Consider the following 15,351-nt stretch of genomic DNA (forward strand, 5'->3'; position numbering starts at 1 on the left):
CCTGTGTTCAGTGAGCGAGGGCAAGGCAAAACTCGGCGCTGCGCTTGGCAATGTCGTCTTTGCGTTTATCCAGGGTTAATACGTGATAGGTGTCGCTGATATACATGGTCTGGATATCACGCGAACCCAGGCGCTTTTCCACGTAATGCGCGTTTTTGATGCTCGCCATGTCGTCTTCCGTGGAGTGCACGATCAGCACTGGCGATACCACATCTGCCAGCTGTTTCTTGGCCTGGCGGATCAGGCGTACGCTTTCCAGAATCACGGTGGCGGGCGTTTTGAAATAACCGATCTTCTCGGAAGCCTGGGCATCCTTGTTATCCAGAATCGCCGCGACCAGCGCCCGGGTGCGTTCACACTTGATGCCGTAGGGCGCAGTTTCTTCCCAGTGCACGAAGTATTTGAGCGGGGTATACAACACGATAGGCAGCAGGAAGCGTTGCTTGAATGGCGGCATGTTCCAGCCGTCATAAAACAGCGTGACCGATAGCAGAATGACGCCCGCCACCGCTTCCTTATAACGCGCAGCTACCATGAGGGCGATCAGCGCCCCCATGGAAAGCCCTGCGATAAACACCTTGCGATAACGCTTGCGCATTTCCAGAAACACCTGCTCTATCGAACTCACCCAATCCTGCCAGGTGGTGGCGGTCAGGGTTTTGATCGAAGCGCAGTGCCCGGCCAGCACCGGGCAAACGGCGGTGAGACCCTTGCGGGCGAGCACTTTGCCATAATGCTTCATCTCGGCCGGGGTGCCGGTGAGGCCGTGCACCAGCAGCACGGCATCTTGCCCTTTGCCTTCGATAAAGCCGTTTTCACCAATCAGCTGTTCCAGACTCATGCGGCTTGCCCTTGTTTGGCATGTGTCTGGAGGCGGGGCATGATGGCTTGCCTGTGGAGAGTGGCTTGCAATTACTCGGCTCCGCAACGATGTAATAACTGCTCAAACAGCTTAATGCCGAGGTCGATTTCTTCTTCCGAAATCATGAGCGATGGCGCTAGCGTGATGACGTTTTTCTCGTAGCCGCCAATATCCAGCACCAGGCCATAGCGCTTGCCATCGACCATCAAGTCGCCCTTCAAACCTTCGTTGAACATGCGGTCGGCAAGTGCGCGACTGGCGGTAAAGCCATCTTTCTCACACAGTTCGATACGCAGTGCCAGGCCCAGGCCGCTGACATCGCCGACTACTTTCCAGCGCGATTTGAGTTCTTGCAGGCGCTTGAGGAAATAGGCGCCGCGTTGCCGTACATGCGGCTCAAAGTCGGCTTCCTGCGTCATCTTCAAGACTTCCAGCGCGACTGATGTGCCGAGCGGATTGGAGGCAAATGTGGAATGGGTGGAGCCCGGCGGGAATTTCTCGGGGGAGATCAATTCCTCACGCGCCCAGATGCCGGAGAGTGGATTCAGGCCGTTGGTGATGGCTTTGCCGAAGACGAAAATATCGGGGACGATGTCGAAGTTTTCCCACGACCACAGCTTGCCGGTGCGATAGACACCCATCTGAATTTCATCGGCCACCAGCAGCACATTGCGTTTCTTCAGCGATTCCTGCAGCTTTTTCATGTAGCCCTCAGGCGGGATGATGTAGCCGCCTGTGCCTTGCATAGGCTCGATGTAAAAGGCACCGAATTCGCACTGCTTGGCTTTCTCATCCCATACCGACTGGTATTCGGTATCAAACAGTTTTTCAAATTCCTTGTGGCAATAGGTATCGCAGGTTTCCACTTTCAGGTCATACGGGCAGCGGAAACAGTAAGGGTAGGGAACGAAGTGCGCGCGGTCGGCAAAGTTGCCGAAGCGGCGGCGATAACGGTAACTGGAGGTAATGGCCGAAGCGCCCAGGGTGCGGCCGTGATAGCCGCCCATGAAGGCAAACTGGTGGGTTTTGCCGGTATGGTTGCGCACGACCTTGAGCGAATCTTCAATCGCCTGCGCACCGCCCACATTGAAATGCACCCGGCCTTTGACGCCGTATTTGTCTTCCATGTACTTGCATACGATCTCGGCAAGCTCGACTTTCTCGCGGTGCAGGTACTGGCTGGCGAGCTGAGGCAGCGTATCAATCTGCTTTTTCAGCGTGTCGGCAATGCGCTTGTTCTTGTAGCCAAAGTTGACGGCGGAATACCACATCTGCCAGTCCAGATAGGGCGTGCCGCGCTCATCAAACAAAAAGCTGCCGTCACAGCCTTCGAACACTTTGGGTGGGTCGGCATAATTGACGGTATCCCCGTGAGAGCAGTACTTGCTGTTTTTATCCAGGATTTCGATGATCTTGGTTTCCATAGTGGCCGTGGTTATCCTTTAACGTGAATAGCGGTTGGGAATGTGTTGTGCTCCAGCGGCCAGGTCCGTATGGCCTCCAGAACATCCTTGAAGGTAGAAAAGGGGTGGTAGGCGATATCCTGCTGTTCGCAGTAATCAATCAGCTTGCCTTTGGCGAAGACCACATCGGCTTGTCGCGCAATGCAGGCATCCGATTTGCCATCGCCAATCAGAATCACCGGACCACCGGAGATGGCGGACTGCTCACGGGCAATGGCACATTTGCAATTGCCGTTGCCGCCCTGGCAATCGGTCCGGCGGTTGGGAAAGCTGATGGCAATGCCTTCAGACGTGAAATCAAGGCGATTGGAAAAAATCTGGACAGCTGGAAAACCTGAATGCCGGAATGCCATGTGGATGGCATGATCGACACCATCACTGGCGACAATCACCTCACCAAAGCGCGAGGCATACTCATAAAAAGGCACAAAACCCTGATCCAGCTCGATCTGCCGGAAAAAAGCATCCAGTGCATCGCGGTCACCGCGCACCATGCCAATCTGTCGTGACATGCACTCCACGGCATCTATTTCCCCGCGTAACCACGATTGTTCGATCTCCTCCCAACTGGCAGGAGCAAACTTTTCCAGCAAGGCATCGATCGTGTCTTTCTTGGAAATCGTGCCGTCAAAATCCACAATAAACAGCATTCTTAAAACATCCGTTTCTTGGCTCATGATGCGTTGCACAAGGGCAAGCACACTTTTCTTTTGGTCGTATTTCCCATTCCAAAGCGCTGATTTTGTGGCGCTTTATTTTTCTGGAAATTCGAGTCAGGGGTTTTTCATGTCGGCTAGTTTGATGTTTTATGCTTACTTAACCCTTACGGTTAGCATCGTCGTGTGAGCTAGTCGTCTTCTTTTTGAAATAAAAAACTGGCATAAACCACTCACACGTTTATGCCAGTTTGCGAGAAGGGCTTGGGCCGTTGTGGCTTCAAAACACCCAGCGATAGCTGCCATAGAGCCAAACGCTGGGCGTGCTGGCTTCGGTAGTACCGCTTAATGTGAGGGTTGCGGTGCCTGGGCCGATCAGGCCTTCGGCGCCAATGGATGCTCGCGCCCATTCCTGCTTATAGTGAATACCAGGTAACTCATATTTTTGAAGTCCCATGATCTGAACAGATGATTTAGAAGCCTGATCTTCCATGCGATGAACAGCTTCCATACGTCCTAACAGATTGAATCGCTCGTTGATTCGATACACGCCATCAAGACCCAGGCGAACTTGAGTAGAGTAATCATTTCTCCTATCCCAGATGGCGGCGAAACCGCCCCCATGTTCGCTATAGCCATCTACATGGCTACGGGCGTAGCTCAGGCTGGAGTAGGGCGTAAAGCGAGTGTTGCCGAGTTTAAAAGCATCCAGCCAATCCAGTCGGGCGCGCCATGCTGTTTCTTTTACATTCGCGCTGCCTGCGGAGGTGGCGTTGGACCCTGCATTGCTGTAACCCCGGCGTATATCAGCCTCACCTGTGTTGTAGTAAGCACTTAAGGTGGCAAAGAGCGGTGTATCAGGCAGGCGGAAGATCAGTTCAGGAAGAATATAGGTTCCTCGCAGCGTGGTTTTGCCACGGAGCATGCTGCTGGTATCGCTAAAAGTACGGCCCAATGCCATCTTCAGCATGGCGCCATTGGCAAAACCATGGGCAAAGCCAATCTCGCCGGCATCACTGTTGCCACTGTTGTCTTCATGATCCTGACGACCAATATCCCCCGCAACCCAGAAGTTGTTCTGACCAGGATTAAGCAATCCACGCATGGGATTGCTGTGAGCGCCATGTAGCACCTGATCCGTTTGCTGATTTGCCAGAGTGGCGACATGAGAGACACTCATCAGACTGGTGGTGTAGTCAGTTTCATCTATCATCCCCGAGCCAGCGTCGGGATCGGTATTGCCCCCGCTATTACCGCTATTGTTATTGACGACTCGTGCAATATACCCATGACCATTGCTTAATACCCCAACGACGACTGACCCATCGGTATTCGTGGCATTGGCATTGGCGACAGTGACAGAAGAGCTAACATTGACGCCTGCGCTAGCCAGCCATTGCTCAACGGTTTGCATGCCGGTTTCACTGGTCCAGCGGAAACCTTTTTCATTGATGAAGTTGACACCGTAACTTGTCCCTACTACAACCTTCCCATCTCCTGAAATACCATACGCATAGGAGCCGACATCGCCTTGGATGACGCCGAGGCTTTTCATCCCTGTATCAGCTGTCCAGCGGAAAGCTCTGAGTTCATTTTGTGCATCGCCATCGTGTGCTTGCCCCACCACTACATTGCCATTGTCAGATACAGCAAAAGCAACTGAGGAGTTACCATTGTTCAGCTGGCCAAGACTTACCATTCCAGTATCCGGTGTCCATCTAAAAGCAACGGACTGGTTGTTGTGAGCGCCATCAGCAGATTGCCCTACGATAGTGAGAGTATCTGCAGCGATGGCATGAGCTGCAGAGAATAAGCCATTGTTTATAGTGCCTATATCATGCAGGGAGTAATGTAGATCCCCGCTACCCAATGGGTAACCATTTCCCGTATTTTCCCAGTAAACGGCATGCTTTTGATTAGCGTCAGTAGTTGACCAGCCTGCGATATAGTGACCGTTTCTTGAAATGCCTGTAGCCTCTGAGTCTTTTAACGCGTTTAGTGAATCCAGAGCTAACAGTCTGTCTGATCCTGAAATTGTCCAGATATAAGCTTGTCTAGGAGCAGAGTCGGTTTGTTGAAGCCATCCAACAACAGCCGTACTGATGCCATTGCTATCTGCAGCAATCGCGGAGATATCAGACCTGTATATGCTACTTATTGCCGGATTGGGAGAACTTTTCAGATAGAAGCCGTGGCCTGAATTCCAGATAAAACCATAATCATTGTTCGAGCCAACAACGATGGATCCATCTGCAGATATGCCGAAAGGAATATCGTTGAAGCCAAAGTCTGTAATGCTATCTTCAGCCCGGCTAATATGACTGCTAGCAGCAAATGCAATGGCGATCAGAATGGGTATGGGTTTTGCCTGGAGGCGATTGACGTGCATATGAAAGTCCCTGAGTGATACTGTGAATTTTTGTAAAGTCGAAAAGTATCGTGAGGGGCATATGCAGGGATATATCCCTTAAGGGCAGGTGGGAGTTGTTAAGCGCGAATCTGTTTTTTTAAATTGGGCCTTCAGGCTATATAGAAGATTGAGGAAATATTGAAGAATATGAGAATGTGTTTTCGGGCAGTGGCAGGTCTTGCGCTTTGGAGTTTATTGGCTGGAATAGCGCCAGCGCATGCAGCCGATTGGGAGTCCATTAGCAAAGCTGAGGGTAGCGAGCTGTGGGTGGATACGGATTCGTATGCGGATGATGATGTGTATTCGTCGATCTGGACCAAGACCTTGTACAAGCCAGCTTTGGCATTGCCTGGTGCTGCGGCAGGGGTTAAGTATGTGGAAAAGCGTGCGAGGTTTGAGTTTGATTGTGTGAAGCATGCCTTTCGCTTGCGCGAGTTCATGTACTACGGTGCCAAGGGCGAGCTCTTGAGCAAGGGCAAGGGTGAGGATGCGTTTGTGCCAGTGGCGCCGCAATCGGCGGGATACAAGGTGGGCACGTTGACATGCCAGGTGAGGCGCATGGTTCGGCCTTGAGCATAAGGGCTGGCACAGAGCCCTTATGCGGGATGTGGTTTACATCAGGAGGCGGAGGTCGTGTGCCATCATGGCTGGTGATGCGCCGTAGTTGAAGTACAGTCTTATCTTGCCTTGTTTATCATAGACATAGGTGCCAGCGCTATGGTCTATGCTGTAGTTGCCGCGTTCATCGGGCGGTTGCTTGCTGGCGCTGATCTTAAAGTGATGGGCGGTCCCGGCGATCTCGGCTTCAGTTCCATATAAGCCTATAAAGCGTGGGTCAAAATACGGGACATATTTGGCCAGTACATCTGGCGTGTCACGCGCCGGGTCCAGTGTCACAAACAGCACTTGGACCTGGTTGGCATCCTTGCCCAGCAGTTTCATGGTCTGTGCCATGTCCGACATGGTGGTGGGGCAGACATCCGGGCAGTGGGTATACCCAAAAAACAGCACTATGACCTTGCCTTTGAAGTCCTGAAGACTGGCAGGTTTGCCGTGATGGTCAGTTAAATGGAGGCCGGATGCAAAGTCGGCGCCCGTGATATTCGTCGCCTCAAAGGCTTCTTTCGGCTGTGGTTTGCATGCACTCAGGCATGTCAGTATCAAGCACAGCATCAGGGCTCTGACCATCGGCAACTTCCTCAACACAGGTAATTTACCATTCTAGCATCCAGTAATGATCGAGCATCAGCGCGGCAAACAGCAGCGTCAGATAGGTGATCGAATAACGGAACGTGCGCTTGGCAAGGGCATCCGAGTAATCCGCATACAGCGCCACCACATACACCATGAACACCAGATTGAGCACCAGCGCCGAGATCAGGTAGATCAGGTGGCTCATGCCCATGCTGTAGGGGATGAAGGTGATGGTGACCAGGATGATGGTGTAAAGCACGATATGCAGCAGGGTGAATTGCACCCCATGCGTGACTGGCAGCATGGGAATGCCTACCTTGGCGTACTCTTCGCGGCGATACAGCGCCAGTGCCCAGAAGTGCGGGGGCGTCCAGGCAAAGATAATCAGGAACATGATAAGCGCTTCATGCGAGACGACATTATTAATGGCGGCCCAGCCCAGAATCGGCGGCATGGCACCAGATGCCCCGCCGATGACAATATTGAGTGGCGTGGCGGGCTTGAGAAACACGGTATAGATCACGGCGTAACCGAGCAATGTGCCGAAGGTCAGCCACATGGTCAGCGGGTTCACCATGGCATACAGCAGGCTCAGTCCGGCGAAACCCAGCAAGGTGGCCAATACCAGAGTTTGCCGCGTGCTGACCTGACCGGTGGGGAGTGGTCGGTGCCGGGTGCGGGCCATGCGGGCGTCGATCTTTTGCTCAATGATGCAATTAAAGGCCGCCGCAGCGCCAGATGTCATGGCGATACCGAGTGTGGCGGCAATGAGTATATCCAGCGGTGGCAGATGCGGTGTGGCCATGAACATGCCTATCATCGCGGTGAACACAATCAGCGCACTCACGCGCGGCTTGCACATCATGAAGAAACTTCGCAGGCTGACGCGGATTTCCTGAATATTCAAAGCGATAGCATGGGCCATGTCATGTCTCCTCAGGCTGTTTGAGTGGGGTGATGGTGGAATTGAGCACAACCAGCGTGCTTAACAGCAAAGCCGCAAATACGTTATGGCTGACGGCCAGCACCAAGGGCAGCCGCAGCAATACATTGGCAATACCCAGGCTGATCTGGCAGACCAGCAAAAGCAGCAGCACCAGCGCGATATTTGTCAGCGTGCCTTTATTCAGCAGGCTGAACGCCAGCGTGCCGCAAACAATCAGCGTAAGCAGGGCGCCCAGCCGGTGTGTCCACTGGATGGTCACCAGTGCATCCGCTGACAATGCGCTGCCATCCGGCCCTTGGCCGAGCTCGCGCAATACATGGTAGGCATCTGCATAGTTGAGTGTGGGTATCCAGCTGCCCTGGCAAGCAGGGAAATCCGTACACGCCAACGCGGCATAGTTGGCGCTGGTCCAGCCGCCAAGGACGATCTGCAGTAACACCACGATTAGTGCCATCCTGATCCAGACGTGATGCGTGGATGTGACTTGCGAGCTGGCGATGCGCCCCCAATGCCGGTGTGCCATCCATACCAGCAGTGCGAGGGTCAACATGCCACCCAGCAAATGCGCAGATACTACCGCTGGCTTCAGCAGCAAGGTCACAGTCCACATGCCCAGCATGGCTTGCAGCGCCACCAGAGCAGTCGTCAGGGTGGGTAGCCATGGCGAGATTGCCAAATAAAGTCGGCCGCGCCAGCCCAGCACGCACAGCGCCAATATCACCAGACCCAACGTGCCTGCCAGGTAGCGATGCAGCATTTCTTTCCAGGCTTTGTGCTGTTCGAGCGGTTTGTCCGGATAGGCGCTGGCGGCTGCCGCGACATCGGCCGGGTGTTGCGGCACGCTTAATTGCCCATAGCAGCCAGGCCAGTCCGGGCAGCCCAGCCCGGCATCTGACAGCCGAACGTAGGCGCCGAGGCCAACCACGGTGAGCGCCAGCAGCGGAGCCAGCAATATCAGGCGTTTAAACCAGAGCGCGGCGGCCATGCCTTAGCCCGCCCAGGCATAGTTGAGCAGGCGGGCGATATCGGCCCGAATATCCCCAGGCGCCAGGCTGGCGGGGAAATACATCATCAGGTTCGCCAGCGGGTCCACCAGATAAATGGTGTTGTTATCAGTGACTGGCGCCTCCAGGTTTGCCGATGGGTCTCCAGTGATCTGGAAGTGCTGCGCGTAAGCCTGAACTTCGCCGGAAGGCGTGTGCAGAATGATCATGTCGGGGTAGCGTTCCTGCATCGCTTGCAGATGGGTGTCGCTGGAAATCAGGATGCGCTGCACCCGGCCCATGTTTTTATCCATGGAAACATGAATTTGTCGCATGAGATGCAAGCGCTCTTCGCATGCCTCGCGGCATGGCCCGGTAACGTAGACCATGCTCCATTTATCGCGCCACAGATTGGCTGGCACGGCAGCCCCGCGCATATCCTGTATGCCAGCGGGGGGCGGCAACAGTTTCAATGGCGAGACCAGAGTGCCATGGCTGCGCCCATTCGGATGCCAGTCCAACCCATACATGGCGGCCACCACGAGCAGTGGCAGGGCAAAAAACACCAGCATCCCGAGCAGCATCTTGCGGCCTTGGGGCCATGATGAGGCGGGGCCGGTGGCAGCAGGGGATAAGGAAGAATCGAGCGAAGACTTAGCCATGGTCATGAGGCAGATTTTTCTTGTGGTGGGGTTGGTGAATTGGCGGGCACAATACTGAGATAGACATAAATGGCCAAGGCTGCAAACGCAAAGCCAAACCATTGATAGGCATAACTTAAATGCATGCCAATGCGCTCTGCCGGTTGCGGCCAGTCGCGGTCAAATCCACCGGCCTGGCTATCGGCATCAAGCCGGACGATGACGGGGCTGATGGCAAACGGTACCAGGGCGGCGTAGCGTTGCATGTCCATGTTTTGCCACACGGCATCCCAGCGTTTGGGATCGCTTTTTCCCAGCGTGTAATAGCGGGTGGACGGCACCCATACTTGCCCGGTGACGCGTTGCGGCCCGGTGGGCGTGATTATGGTTGGCAATTCACGATGCTCGGGCATGGCTGGCACCCAGCCGCGGTTTACCAGCACGTATTGCTGAGTATTGTGTATGCGCAATGGCGTGATGACATGGTAGCCCGCCAGTTCATGGCTGACCTGATTGTCCAGGAATACCTGGTAGCGCGGCTCGTATTCGCCTTCAACGGTAACGCGGCGATAACGCCAGACCTCGGCGTTATTCAGCTGCAGGGGCAGAGGGCTGGGCTCAGCATGAAGGTATTGTGAGTACAAGGCCTGCAATGCCTGTTTTTGCTGGGCTTTATCGTATTGCCACAAGCCAAGTTTGATGCATATCGCCATGCAGAAAAGAGTGATCAATGCGCCGGGAATGCGCGGAGAAAAACGATAGCGCTGCCTTGTTTTTATTGGAAATTGCAAAATAAGCTGACCCCATCCATACTGATTAAAACCTGACCTGGACATCGCCATGTTGATTAAGCTCGCTATCGTTGTCATGCTGGTACTTATCGTTGGCAGCCTGTTTTACGCCTTGTTTTCAATGGTGAGAAACAAGGGACAAGGGCAGGCCACCATCAAGGCGCTCACTTTGCGCATTGCCCTCTCCCTGGGGTTGTTTCTCTTGCTGATGCTGGGGTTTTATACCGGCGTCATCGGGCATTAACCCTTCCGGTATAAAACCAGGCCGTATTAAAGCCAGTAGACAAACACGAACAGCCCCAGCCACACCACATCCACAAAGTGCCAGTACCAGGCAACGCCTTCAAAGCCGAAGTGATGCTCGGGCGTGAAGTGCCCCTTGATACTGCGCAGCCAGATCACGATCAGCATGAGTGTCCCCAGCGTGACGTGAAATCCGTGAAATCCGGTCAGCATGAAAAAGGTGCTGCCATAGACACCGGCGCCCAGCGTCAGCCCCAACTCGGTATAGGCATGGTGATATTCGAAGGCCTGCAGGCTGATAAACGCCAAGCCCAACACAATAGTGAAAAACAAGCCCCATACCAGCTGCCGACGGTTGTTTTTGAGCAAGCCCCAATGCGCCCAGGTGACGGTGACGCCGGAACTGAGCAGTATCAGCGTGTTGATGGCAGGAATGCCCCATGCACCCATGGGGGTAAATTGTGCTGGCTGATATTCGCGCCCCAGCACATGCCCGCCCGGCCCGGCGGAAGGCCAGGTGGCGACAAAATCCTTGTACATGGTAAAGGCCGGGTCAAAGCTTGCGAGCTCAGGCACCGAGATAATGCGTGCAAAAAACAGCGCCCCAAAAAACGCGGCAAAGAAGGCAATCTCGGAGCAAATGAAGGCGATCATGCCCCAGCGGAACGACTTGTCCTCCCATGTGCGGTACATGCCGCTCTGGCTTTCGGCAATGATTTTGGCAAACCAGCGGAAGATCATGCTGAGCATGAGCACCAGGCCCAACAGCATTAGCCACTTGCCCGCGGCATAGCTGTTGGTGCTGAAGATAAAGCCCATGGTGAGCAGCAATAGCCCGCTGGACAAGACCACCGGATAAAGGCTGGGGGTCGGGACAAAGTATTTGTCATGCGTTTGAGTGGACATCCATATGCTCCTGTTAGCCAGATGATGCTATGTTATTGGTTTGATTAATCCTTCTGCTTCAATGCTGATGCCTTTTCTGTACTGTTTCGGTGCTGCTATTTGATTGCACTGTAAAACGCATACGACAGGGTCAGCGCTTTTACATCATCCGGAATGTCGGGACTGACATAAAAGCGCAAAGGCATTTCACGCGATTCGCCCGCCTTCAGATCCTGTCGCTGAAAACAAAAACACTCGATTTTCTTGAAATACTCTGATGCCTTGCCCGGGCTGACGCTGGGGACTGCCTGCCCGGCGACGGTTTCATTGGCCATGTTGCGGGCAATGAAGGTCACGGTTTCTATCTTGCCTGGATGCACGCGTATGCTGGATTGCACAGGGTGAAAGCTCCATGCAAGCCCCGGCATGACATTGCTCGTGAAGCTCACTTCCACCCAACGCGAAGTATCTACTCGCGATTGCGCGCTTACCGCCACATTTTCTGTCTTGCCATTGAGGCCGGTGACGCGGCAAAGCACGTCGTACAGTGGCACCAACCCGTAGGCGAAGGCGAGTGCCATCGCCACAATGACCAGCAGCTTGTAGCCGAGCTGGCGATTTAGCTGGCTGAGGCTGGCAATCGCGCTTATCTTTTCCATAGCATCCACATGCCCAGGGCGTACCAGAACAGGGCAACGGCCGTCAGCAGCAGCGCAATCAAGCGGTTGCGGCGACGTTTGTCCTGGGCGTTTTTCATATCGTTTGCCATGGGAATAAGCGACATGGCTTAGCGGATAACCGGTTGTTCATTGAAGGTGTGATAGGGCGGTGGCGACGGCAATGTCCACTCCAGTCCGTTGGAGCCTTCCCACACCTTGTCGGTGGCTTTTTTGCCGCCGCGCGCGCAACTCACGATGTTGTATACAAACAGCAGCTGCGTGAGCCCCAGGGTAAACGCCGCAATCGAGGAGATCATGTTGAACTCCGAGAACTGCAGGGCGTAATCCGGAATGCGGCGTGGCATGCCTGCCAACCCCAGAAAAAACTGTGGAATGAAGGTGAGGTTGAACGAAATCGCCGTCAGCCAGAAATGCAGCTTGCCCAGCTTTTCGTTGTACATGTGGCCGGTCATCTTCGGCAGCCAGTAGTACACGCCTGCCATGATGCCCATGATGCCGCCTGCAAACAGTGTGTAGTGGAAATGCGCCACGACGAAATAGGTATGGTGGTATTGCGCATCCGCCGCTACATCTGCCAGTACCAGGCCGGTGAGGCCGCCGATGCCAAACAGGATGATCCAGCCGATGGCAAACAGCATCGGCGTTTCAAAGGTCATGGAGCCGCGCCAGATGGTGGCGATCCAGCAGTAAAACAGTACCGCCAATGGCAGGGAAATCGCCATGGTGCTGTACATGAAGTAAAGCAGCGCAGGCACAGGCATGCCCGCGGTGAAGAAATGGTGCGCCCATACCACCACCGAGAGAATGCCGATGGCACAGAGCGAATACACCTGCGCCTTGTAACCATAGATAGGCTTGCGGGCAAAGGTGGAAAGGATCTGTGGAATAAAGCCCCACACAGGTAGCAGCAGGATATACACCTCAGGATGGCCAAAGAACCAGAACAGATGCTGGAACAGGATAGGGTCGCCACCGCCAGCGGCATCAAAGAAGTGAGTGCCGAAGTGGCGGTCGGTCAGCAGCATGGTGACGGCCCCGGCCAGCACGGGAATGGTGGCGATGAGCAGGAAAGCGGTGATCAGCCAGCCCCAGGCAAAGAGCGGCAGCTTCATCAGCGTCATGCCCGGCGCGCGCATATTGAAAATGGTGACAATGATGTTGATCGAGCCCATTACCGATGAAATCCCCAGCAAGTGCACGGCGAAAATCGCAAAATCCACGCCTATGCCGCCCTGCACCGAGAGCGGGGCATAAAAGGTCCAGCCCGTGGCAATCGCGCCATCGCCTATGCCAAACAAAGCCAGGGTAAAGGGCAGCGTAAGCAGGATGGCAGCCGGAGGCAGGAGCCAGAAACCCCAGTTGTTGAGGCGGGGCAGGGCCATATCCGGCGCGCCTATCTGCAAGGGCAGCATCCAGTTGGCGAAGCCAGTGGCTGCGGGCATGAGCGCCGCAAAAATCATCACCAGGGCATGCACGCCGATCAGCTGGTTATAGAACTCGGGATGCATGAGCTGAAGGCCCGGCTGAAACAGCTCGGCGCGTACCGCCATGATCATCGCCCCGCCCACCATGAACATGATGAGCGAGAAGGTGAGGTACATGGTGCCGATGTCTTTGTGGTTGGTGGTGGTCAGCCAGCGCAGCATTCCGCTTGGATGATCGTGATGTTCTTCATGGTCGACTGTGGTGCTATAACTCATTTTCGAACTCCTTTAAATCCTTGATGCAGATGGGATATGGCTTAACGCATGGCCTTTACTTGAGCGGGCTGCAACATATCGCCCACACTATTGCCCAGCGCATTGCGCTCGTAGGTGATCACGGAAGCAATTTCGGTATCGTTCAAAATGCCTTTCCAGGCGGGCATAACCCCCTTGCCATTCATCACCCGATCAAGATGCCCGTCTTTGACCATCTTGTTGTCCTTGTCCAGGATCGGGCCGGTGGCAATCTTGCTACCGGTCAGCGCCGGGAAGGCGGGTGGCAGGCCCTGGCCGCCTACCTGATGGCAAACAGCGCAGTTTTTCTCGTAGATGCCCTTGCCATTGGCAATCAGGTCTTCCTTGGTCCACTCCTTGTCAGCGCCGGCGGCGGCGGCTTGCAGCTCGGCTTTTTTGCTGGTGGCCCAGGCATTGAATTCCTGCTCGTTTTTGGCAATGACCACCGCAGGCATAAAGCCATGGCCCTTGCCGCAGAGCTCCTTGCATTGACCACGGAAGGTGCCTGGCTCCTCGATCTTGACCCAGGTTTCACGCAGGAAGCCCGGAATGGCATCGCGCGCCGCGCCAAAGGCTGGAATCCACCAGTTGTGGATGACATCGCTGGAGGTGAGCAGGACACGTACTTTCTTGTCGGTGGGGAGGACCAGGGGGTTGTCTACCTCCAGCAGATACTCCGGATTTTTGGCAGCCTGGTTATTGATCTGCTCCTGGGGCGTGGTCATATTGCTGACAAAGCTGATGCCTTTGGCCGGGCCGTCCATGTATTCGTATTGCCAGCGCCACTGCGAGCCGGTGACCTTGATCACCATGTCGGCGTCGGTGCGGGTATCTTCCATGGCGACCACGCTATGAAAGGCGGGTATGCCCATCAGGATGAAGTCGATGTAAAGCAGGATGGCAAATGGCACCAAGGTCCAGAAAAGCTGCGCGCGGGTGCTGGGGCCAGTGAAGCCGGCGGGCTGGTAATCGCGGCTTTTGCGATGCATGACGATGGAGTAGATCATGATGCCCAGTACCACAACGAAGATCACCATGACGATGATCATGAACTTGTTGTGTACCTGCAGGGTGTCCAGCGCCATCGGTGTGACAGGTTTTGGAAAATTCCACGCGTAGTCCGCGTGTGCTGTCAGGGGCAAAAGAGCGCCCAGTAAACATTGCCAGATTCTTGTTATGCGTAACCTTGCCATGCCTGCTCCCATTGGATTAGCGACCATATTGAATGGCTTGCTGTAGTTGGTGGGCGAGTTCCAGGCGTTGCTCATTGTTCATGAAGCGGTGCCCGAGCTCGACTTCCTTTCCATGCGATCGGACAAACAGCGCCTGCTCGCCATAAGGCCGGTTGCGCAGCTGGACCTGGGCCCAGTAACGCTGCATGACGATCTGGCGGTGCGTGTGGATGTCGTGTTTTTCAATCGCGAGGTGGGTTTCGTTGATCACGATGGATTCATAGTCTGCTGCATGCCGGTGGATGAAGTAGAACGCATAAGCGACAGCGATCAGTTCAAGTCCGGCAAAGGGCAAGACCAGCCATGCACCAGCCATGGTGAATACAAGCGCGATAACGAGGGAGAGGAGAGCGATGGACGCAACAACGCTTAACTTGCCCTTGAGGGACAAGGCGCAGTTGGGACGTGCAATAAAGCTTACTTCTACAAAGTTCGATGCCATCTTGCTTCTCCTCAAATTGCCCCGTTTCTGACGAACGGTTTTTGATGCGAAGACTACTTGGACGATCTTGAAACTTGTAAAACGTATAACCTTGATTGACTTGCCTGATCCGTATTCAAGTGAGACTTTTGAATGCGAATGAGGGCGAGTCTACATAAAAAATTCCAGCTTGCGTAGCCCTGTGAATAAAAAGCCGCAGGACTCA

At 54.5% G+C, this 15,351-nt stretch carries 16 protein-coding genes; 2 read left to right on the forward strand and 14 right to left on the reverse strand.

Annotation, left to right across the window (positions count from 1 at the left end; genetic code table 11):
* Positions 1-7 precede the first annotated feature (7 nt).
* The 4 genes from MPQ_RS06250 to MPQ_RS06265 form a co-directional block, all read right to left on the reverse strand.
* Positions 8-841 carry a carboxylesterase gene (locus tag MPQ_RS06250; RefSeq protein ID WP_013442058.1) on the reverse strand — a complete coding sequence of 278 codons (834 nt, stop codon included), beginning with the start codon at positions 839-841 and terminating at the stop codon, positions 8-10.
* Positions 842-912: 71 nt separating this feature from the next.
* Positions 913-2,286, reverse strand: a complete 1,374-nt coding sequence (locus MPQ_RS06255; protein WP_013442059.1) for an aspartate aminotransferase family protein — start codon at positions 2,284-2,286, stop codon at positions 913-915.
* An 11-nt stretch (positions 2,287-2,297) separates the two neighbouring features.
* Positions 2,298-3,002 (reverse strand): MtnX-like HAD-IB family phosphatase, encoded by a 705-nt coding sequence (locus tag MPQ_RS06260; RefSeq protein ID WP_041362667.1) that lies wholly within the window; start codon positions 3,000-3,002, stop codon positions 2,298-2,300.
* 259 nt (positions 3,003-3,261) lie between these two features.
* Positions 3,262-5,370 (reverse strand): autotransporter domain-containing protein, encoded by a 2,109-nt coding sequence (locus MPQ_RS06265; RefSeq protein WP_083801048.1) that lies wholly within the window; start codon positions 5,368-5,370, stop codon positions 3,262-3,264.
* Between the two features lie 216 nt (positions 5,371-5,586).
* Here MPQ_RS06265 and MPQ_RS06270 point away from each other — a divergent pair, with 216 nt between their 5' ends.
* Positions 5,587-5,964 (forward strand): surface-adhesin E family protein, encoded by a 378-nt coding sequence (locus tag MPQ_RS06270; RefSeq protein ID WP_013442062.1) that lies wholly within the window; start codon positions 5,587-5,589, stop codon positions 5,962-5,964.
* 39 nt (positions 5,965-6,003) lie between these two features.
* On the opposite strand, the gene MPQ_RS06275 is transcribed toward MPQ_RS06270, so the two are convergent.
* The 5 genes from MPQ_RS06275 to MPQ_RS06295 are packed head-to-tail and all read right to left on the reverse strand — an operon-like array spanning position 6,004 to position 9,868.
* The gene (locus tag MPQ_RS06275) at positions 6,004-6,579 is read right to left on the reverse strand and encodes an SCO family protein (protein ID WP_013442063.1); all 576 of its coding nucleotides are present in this window, start codon (positions 6,577-6,579) and stop codon (positions 6,004-6,006) included.
* A gap of 25 nt (positions 6,580-6,604) precedes the next feature.
* Positions 6,605-7,510, reverse strand: a complete 906-nt coding sequence (gene cyoE / locus MPQ_RS06280; RefSeq protein WP_013442064.1) for a heme o synthase — start codon at positions 7,508-7,510, stop codon at positions 6,605-6,607.
* Between the two features lies 1 nt (position 7,511).
* Positions 7,512-8,516: a heme A synthase gene (locus MPQ_RS06285; protein ID WP_013442065.1), complete on the reverse strand. Its 1,005-nt coding sequence runs from the start codon at positions 8,514-8,516 to the stop codon at positions 7,512-7,514.
* Positions 8,517-8,519: 3 nt separating this feature from the next.
* Positions 8,520-9,182, reverse strand: coding sequence for a hypothetical protein (locus MPQ_RS06290; protein ID WP_041362123.1), 663 nt, complete (start codon positions 9,180-9,182; stop codon positions 8,520-8,522).
* The gene (locus MPQ_RS06295) at positions 9,179-9,868 is read right to left on the reverse strand and encodes an SURF1 family protein (RefSeq protein WP_238525365.1); all 690 of its coding nucleotides are present in this window, start codon (positions 9,866-9,868) and stop codon (positions 9,179-9,181) included. The genes MPQ_RS06290 and MPQ_RS06295 overlap by 4 nt, the downstream gene beginning before the upstream one ends.
* 127 nt (positions 9,869-9,995) lie before the next feature.
* On the opposite strand from MPQ_RS06295, the gene MPQ_RS06300 reads away from it, so the two are divergent.
* On the forward strand, positions 9,996-10,190 hold the full coding sequence (locus MPQ_RS06300; RefSeq protein ID WP_013442068.1) for a twin transmembrane helix small protein: 195 nt from the start codon (positions 9,996-9,998) through the stop codon (positions 10,188-10,190).
* Between the two features lie 26 nt (positions 10,191-10,216).
* On the opposite strand, the gene MPQ_RS06305 is transcribed toward MPQ_RS06300, so the two are convergent.
* The 5 genes from MPQ_RS06305 to MPQ_RS06325 form a co-directional block, all read right to left on the reverse strand.
* Positions 10,217-11,095: a cytochrome c oxidase subunit 3 gene (locus MPQ_RS06305; RefSeq protein ID WP_013442069.1), complete on the reverse strand. Its 879-nt coding sequence runs from the start codon at positions 11,093-11,095 to the stop codon at positions 10,217-10,219.
* A gap of 95 nt (positions 11,096-11,190) precedes the next feature.
* Entirely contained in the window at positions 11,191-11,733 is a 543-nt protein-coding gene (locus tag MPQ_RS06310) for a cytochrome c oxidase assembly protein (protein ID WP_013442070.1), read from the reverse strand.
* A 128-nt stretch (positions 11,734-11,861) separates the two neighbouring features.
* Complete coding sequence (gene ctaD, locus MPQ_RS06315; protein WP_013442072.1) at positions 11,862-13,454, reverse strand: cytochrome c oxidase subunit I; 1,593 nt, start codon at positions 13,452-13,454, stop codon at positions 11,862-11,864.
* A 41-nt stretch (positions 13,455-13,495) separates the two neighbouring features.
* Positions 13,496-14,665 carry a cytochrome c oxidase subunit II gene (coxB, locus tag MPQ_RS06320; RefSeq protein ID WP_049821880.1) on the reverse strand — a complete coding sequence of 390 codons (1,170 nt, stop codon included), beginning with the start codon at positions 14,663-14,665 and terminating at the stop codon, positions 13,496-13,498.
* A 16-nt stretch (positions 14,666-14,681) separates the two neighbouring features.
* Positions 14,682-15,146, reverse strand: coding sequence for a DUF2244 domain-containing protein (locus MPQ_RS06325; RefSeq protein WP_041362124.1), 465 nt, complete (start codon positions 15,144-15,146; stop codon positions 14,682-14,684).
* Between the last annotated feature and the right edge of the window lie 205 nt (positions 15,147-15,351).

The sequence above is a fragment of the Methylovorus sp. MP688 genome, assembly GCF_000183115.1.
GTDB classification, from domain to species: domain Bacteria; phylum Pseudomonadota; class Gammaproteobacteria; order Burkholderiales; family Methylophilaceae; genus Methylovorus; species Methylovorus glucosotrophus.